1 protein-coding gene is annotated in these 846 nt (G+C 46.1%); it reads left to right on the plus strand.

Translation table 11 applies throughout. The annotated features are described in order from the left end of the window. Positions 1-846: RNA degradosome polyphosphate kinase (locus R7Z50_RS26070; protein ID WP_318149551.1), on the plus strand; the 846-nt coding region annotated here is incomplete at both ends.

Here is an 846-nt window from a genome sequence, read left to right on the forward strand (position 1 = left end):
GACTGGAGTCCAGACCAACGTTTAACCGCCATGCCAGTACGCTTTGTGTATGAGCGTGAAATGCCGCAAGAGATGCTCGACTTCTTGTGCAGCAAACTAAGAATTTCCAATTACGACAACCTAATTCCAGGTGGACGCTACCACAACTTCAAAGATTTCATCGCTTTTCCAAACGTCGGGCGAGAATACCTCGAAAACAAACCAATGCCACCAATGAAGTGTGCAGACTTTGAAGGTTACGCCAACAGTTTCGAAGCCATCAAAGCCAAAGACATTCTACTCTACTACCCTTATCACACCTTTGACCATATTGGTGAATTGGTTCGCCAGGCATCCTTTGACCCGAAAGTGCTCAGCATCAAAATTAATATCTACCGCGTAGCCAAAGACTCTCGCTTGATGAACTCTTTGATTGATGCAGTGCATAACGGCAAAAACGTTACTGTAGTCGTTGAGCTGCAGGCGCGATTTGATGAAGAAGCAAATATTGAATGGTCAAAAGTTCTGACTGAAGCTGGCGTGCACGTCATCTTTGGTGCGCCCGGTTTAAAGATTCACTCAAAGTTATTGATGATCAGTCGCCGTGAAGGTGACGATATTATTCGCTACGCGCACATTGGCACGGGCAACTTCCACGAAAAAACCGCTCGAATCTATACCGACTTTTCGCTGCTCACCGCAGACCAAGAAATCACCAATGAAGTGCGCAACGTGTTTGGATACATTGAGAACCCTTATCGCCCAGTGAAGTTCAATCACTTGATGGTTTCTCCGCGCAATTCTCGCACCCAAATTTACCGCCTGATTGACAATGAAATCGCCAATGCAAAGGTGGGCAAAAAGGCA

The sequence above is a fragment of the Vibrio sp. 1249-1 genome (assembly GCF_033340495.1).